This window comes from Mycobacterium sp. (genome assembly GCF_008709575.1).
In the GTDB taxonomy this organism is placed as follows: domain Bacteria; phylum Actinomycetota; class Actinomycetes; order Mycobacteriales; family Mycobacteriaceae; genus Mycobacterium.
This window is the reverse complement of record NZ_VYIK01000246.1, coordinates 1-831: the sequence shown is the minus strand read 5'-3', so window position 1 is coordinate 831 and position 831 is coordinate 1. Positions and strand designations below refer to the sequence as shown.

Here is an 831-nt window from a genome sequence, read left to right as displayed (position 1 = left end):
GAACACGACGAACAGAACGGCAAGCTCGGTGCTCTTCGCGACACGATCGCCCAACTACGCAACCAGGCAGTCACACCCGCCACCTGCACCGCCGACCAGGTCTGCCGATATCTCTAGAGGTCGGCCGGGGCGTTGGCCCGGTGCGGGCACTGCTCGTCAGCGTCGTGGTGGAGGATAGAGGTGGTACAACACCAGGGCGGTGACCACCCCGTACCCGAAGTGCGGGATCAGATCGCTGATCCAGCCGACGATCCCCCAGGTGCGCGGGTCGGTCACCCCAAGCATGGTCATCGGTGCATTGGTAGCGATCAGAGCCAACAGCGTGGCGGCAAGCCAGGCGCCCAGTAGCCCAGGGCGCCAGCACAGCGCGTAGAACAGGCCGACAATGATCCCGATGCCGATACCGGCGGTGTAACCAGTCAGCGCGCCGAGGCCCGTGAGTCGGTTGGCCAGGACATCACCGGTACCTGGGATCGTGACGTGGACGAGCCTCGCCAGCGCCTCGACGGTCCGTTCGGGAGTCGTGCTCACCGGCCGGCCGCGTATCGCCATGTCCAGGTAGGTGATCACGTCGAGGGTGGTCGTACCCGCGGCGCCTGCGGCAGCGCCGATCAGCAGTCCCGGCGCGATACGGGACAATTGTTTAGCTAGCATTGCTTCCTTGACCGCTGCGGGCAGTTGCGCAGCGACCAGGTGACCGGCGCAGTGGACTTCTTGGGCAAAGCGGAAGTCGGGGTCACTACGCTGGAGACTATACCCGCAGCTAGTTGGCATAAGGGGCGGTAGCTCAGTTGGTTAGAGCCGCGGACTCATAATCCGTTGGTCGCGGGT

At 64.7% G+C, this 831-nt stretch carries 1 protein-coding gene; it reads right to left on the bottom strand.

Annotated features, from left to right (window positions below; all coding sequences use genetic code 11):
• Positions 1–156 precede the first annotated feature (156 nt).
• Positions 157–654 (bottom strand): hypothetical protein, encoded by a 498-nt coding sequence (locus F6Q13_RS18205; RefSeq protein ID WP_293059526.1) that lies wholly within the window; start codon positions 652–654, stop codon positions 157–159.
• Positions 655–831 lie beyond the last annotated feature (177 nt).